This is a genomic window from Mangrovimonas sp. sgz306409 (assembly GCF_059735265.1).
This window is the reverse complement of the sequence record NZ_JCAPEU010000028.1, coordinates 1-4,146: the sequence shown is the minus strand read 5'-3', so window position 1 is coordinate 4,146 and position 4,146 is coordinate 1. Positions and strand designations below refer to the sequence as shown.

General features: G+C 39.1%; 1 protein-coding gene and 1 pseudogene. Both read right to left on the bottom strand.

Translation table 11 applies throughout. The annotated features are described in order from the left end of the window. A pseudogene (locus AC6I5C_RS17735) lies at positions 1-2,979 on the bottom strand (T9SS type B sorting domain-containing protein); the annotation flags it as partial. A gap of 140 nt (positions 2,980-3,119) precedes the next feature. Continuing rightward, on the bottom strand, positions 3,120-4,079 hold the full coding sequence (locus AC6I5C_RS17730; RefSeq protein ID WP_497906335.1) for a PorP/SprF family type IX secretion system membrane protein: 960 nt from the start codon (positions 4,077-4,079) through the stop codon (positions 3,120-3,122). Positions 4,080-4,146 lie beyond the last annotated feature (67 nt).

Here is a 4,146-nt window from a genome sequence, read left to right as displayed (position 1 = left end):
CGTGAATACTGGTGAGCTTACAAAAGTCAATCCGCCGTCTATGCTGTAAGCTATAGAGCTTCCGAATGCTTCGGTTACATTAACTGTGATACTTCCTGAATTATCTATAGAAGCACAAGTAATATTTGTTTGGTCGATAGTAAATTCTGGAGCAGGAGAACTTTCCACAGTAATACTCGTTTCAACACTACAATTATTGGAATCTACAACGGTAATATTAAATACTCCCGGAGCCGTTACCACAATCTCAGGTATCGACTGGAATTCAGTATCACTATTTACAAAATAGAAATAAGGAGGTGTTCCTCCAATTGGATATACGGTAATTTCCCCATCGGTACACGTTAATGGCACTGTTAGTGCAGCCGTGGCTTCCAATAAAGGGGGTTCCACAATGGTCACATCTTCAGAATATACACAGCCATCTTCTGTTTCAACGGTTGCTGTATAGGTTCCTGGGTTTAAATTTTCAAAAGTGTAATTGTTTTCATCGATAGGCCCAACACTGTTCACCAAAGTACCATTACTATATAATTCAAAGTAATACTGAGGCTCAGCATCAATAGCCGCTAATTGAATACTTCCCTTATCATCATGACACAAAGGTTGGGCAATCATGCTTGTTGCTGTAAAATCACTTTCCATGATCTGTACCTGTGGCGTTGTAAACACACAAGGATTTGTCTCTACTCCAATTTGTCTGATATATACAGTATATACACCAGGAGCATTTACGGTGAATACATTACTGGTTTGATAGGTAACGCCATCCAAACTGTATTCATACCCAGAAGGTACACTTCCCACCGTAATGCTTCCCGGAGTGGAACAGATAATATCTTGACCAACCGCCGTTGGATTCAATAAGTTTTGATATACGTTGAAATAGAACTGCACGAAACAGCCTCCTTCAAAGTTAATAGTCAACCTAAACTGACCAGAAGTATCAGCCGTAAAATCTGGACCTGTCCCAACTTGGTTCCAAGTACAGGCATCATTTTCGTTGGCACAATCCTGGTTTGCAACCGCTTCGCAGCTAGACTCATCCAACTTTTCCCAAATAATGGACGTAGCGCTTGAAATATTGGTGTTGATTTCTCTTGAATCATTAGCGCCACATAAAAAGATATTTGGAAGTTCTTTTCCGTCGTTTGGACAAATCACGACTTCGTCTGCAAATGGAATCACCGGATTGGTCATCCCTGCTCCAAAAGTGGTCACATGAAATACCTGATCTATAGATTGACAAGGTGCAATAGCTGTATTGTGAACGTAATAAGTTCCTGTTTCCGTAGCAGAAATGGTTTGGGTTGTGCCAATAACCGGTGATCCGGAAGGACTTGTAGACCAAGAATACTCATCGTAGCCACTGGCGGCCGTTAATTGTACACTGGCCCCACAAAGCACCACATTTTCCTCGAAGGTACAATCATCCAAATCTCCTAAAAAGTTAGTGGCCTGAGGCGTAATTAAACAACCTGTATTGCTACTATAACTTGGGTCATCTGTAATTAAAAAATCAGGGTTCCAAAAGCCGTTATATGTTGCAAAGGCTTGGTTATTGATAATATTGGAACAGGAATCTGCCAATTGGTTACAAGTATCTACCGTTTGGGCATGAATGATAATTTCCAAAACAGGATCGCCTTCTTCCACCAAATAATCGGCAACATTTAAAATAAGCTCTCTTGTATCTGGATCATAACTCACAGCCGTAACACCTTCTGGTAATTCTAAATCTTCCGGATAATTGAAGATGATATTGATTGGTAGAATATCCTTGATTTCAAGATTGGTAGCATTGTCATTTCCCGTATTTTGAAACCCAATAATGTAATTTAAAGGTTGACTTAATCCAACTGTTTCACCTCCAATGTTATTTCCTTCGTCATCCTCTACAATTTTTGTCAAGACGATGTTTGGTTCAATAATTTCTACCGCAAAAGCGAAGAAATATTGAAAATATACATCCTGATCACTCTCTAAAGTCACTACTGCGGAAGTTGCATCATTAGCAATCAATGTGTTTCCTGGATTGGGGACCACCATCACCCCCGTATCAAAACCGAGGGTATTGGTACTGTTAGGTACCCTATTATCTACAGGCGTAGCACTTAATTGAGTTACAGAACTATTGAAAAAGTTATTGGCAGGACGATCGGCAGCAGATAAAGGCGTTCCGTTAAGTAACATCCTATCATTTTGAATAGGCTTATCCCCTTCCAAAGCAGCAAAAGCAAAGGTTGCTCTTACAGGAGCTGGAGCTGGCACCGTTCTAAATCCAGAAACAGTTACATCGGTATTTACCGAACTACTAATGGCGCTAAAACCATCAAAACTGGTAATGGATTTCCCTGGTAAGGTTGGGTCTTCATAAACCACAAAAAGGGACCATCCTGCGGAATATCCCGTTCCGTTATAAGGGTTGAAGGTAGCAGTTTCTCCTTCGGCTGAAGATACGTTGGCCACCGTATAGGTTCCCAAATCGGCATCTAAGTTGGTTACAATAGAAGTTACATCTGCATAACAGGAATACGGGAAACTATTTCCCGTGGCAGTCCCATTGGCATTGTATACAATGGTTCCCTGTACATCATGGTAATCTCCAGTTGGTCCTTTTAATTTTACATCGGTAATAGATTCATCTCCATTTGTAACGGCTCCCCAATACAGTCCCGCATAAATAATTTGATAACAGTTGGGATTAGGGATGTCCAAATCGGCACTCGATGAACTAAAGGTAGAGTCATCATCATCAATATCGATATACGTCATATCCACATTGTGGTTGTATACCGATCCGTCATTAAAAGCATTATTGTCTGGACCTAGGATGTTATTTCCTATCAGGATAATATCTCCTTTTAAGTCCTCATTAAACCTTGGTGTAAAAGGCACGTAATTTTGGGCATATGACTGACTCCCCAAAATTAACAACACAATAATAATGGCAATTCTTGAAAAAGTAGGTTTTTTCATGGTATTTGGTTTGTTTGGTTATTTTCCAACAAGGGGCATCGTTGGAAAAAATTATGGTGTCCTTATTATCTAATATGTGTTATAGTAATTATGTTTTCATAGGCATATCTAATCAATTAATTTTCACGTTTATACTATTTTTATTTTGTACATGGGCAGTTACTAATTCCCTGCAGGAAGTCGATTCCGATAGTGATACTATGCGTTCCAGAATTATAACCAGCCAAAGCGTTGGTGGTTATTTGATACGAATAGGCAAAATAGAATTTGGACTTCATAATTCCGGCCATAGGACCAATATTAAGAGGTTTGAAGAACTGGTCGTTTAAAAAGCGGTACGACAGTCCTACCCAATAATAATCTTCTTTTCTGTTGAATTTTCGATACTTGAAGTTGACGTCTGTAGCCGAACGACCGTCACTTCCAAAATACTGGAAGAATACCGAAGGTTCATACTCCACGCGTTTGTTTTCCTTACTTTGAATAACAAGACCTGAATAAAGTTGATAATTTAAAAGAAGGCTTGGTTCTATGCCATTGAAATTATCAATATCTTTTTTCAAAATATTGTTGACATTTAAACTCAAATAATACCCTTTATTACGATAAAGTACACCAACATCAAAGTTATTGTTGTTAACAGCACGGTCATCCGTAACATAAGGGTCCACAATAGGTGTCTCATAGTTGGGCTCAAAATTTTCAATGTCTATCCTAAAACTATTGATATTATAAGAAATCCCAAAAGACAAATACTGCTCGGAAGTGTAATCCAATACCAAGTGGTGCGCAAAAGAGAACTTCACTCCTTTTTGACGTGTGTTTCCATTCTTGTCATTATAAAGTGACAATCCCACTCCAGATCGATCCGCAATTCTAAAATCGGCATATAAGGCTTGATTATCTGGAGCGTCCTTAATCCCGACCCATTGTGTGAGACCATTAAGGCGTATCCTTAGGTTATCCCCAATCCCAGCGTAGGTTGGAGAAACCACAAAATCGTTGTCCGCAAGGTACTGCGTCCAAACTGGTAGGTTAAGCTCTTGGCCGTAGGCTTGACCAATTGCTATTAGAAAAATATAAGTAATTATCTTTTTCATATGATTAGTGTATTTGGGGTCTTCTAAACATTGAATTATTATCTATACAGTGTAAAATGTCCAACAA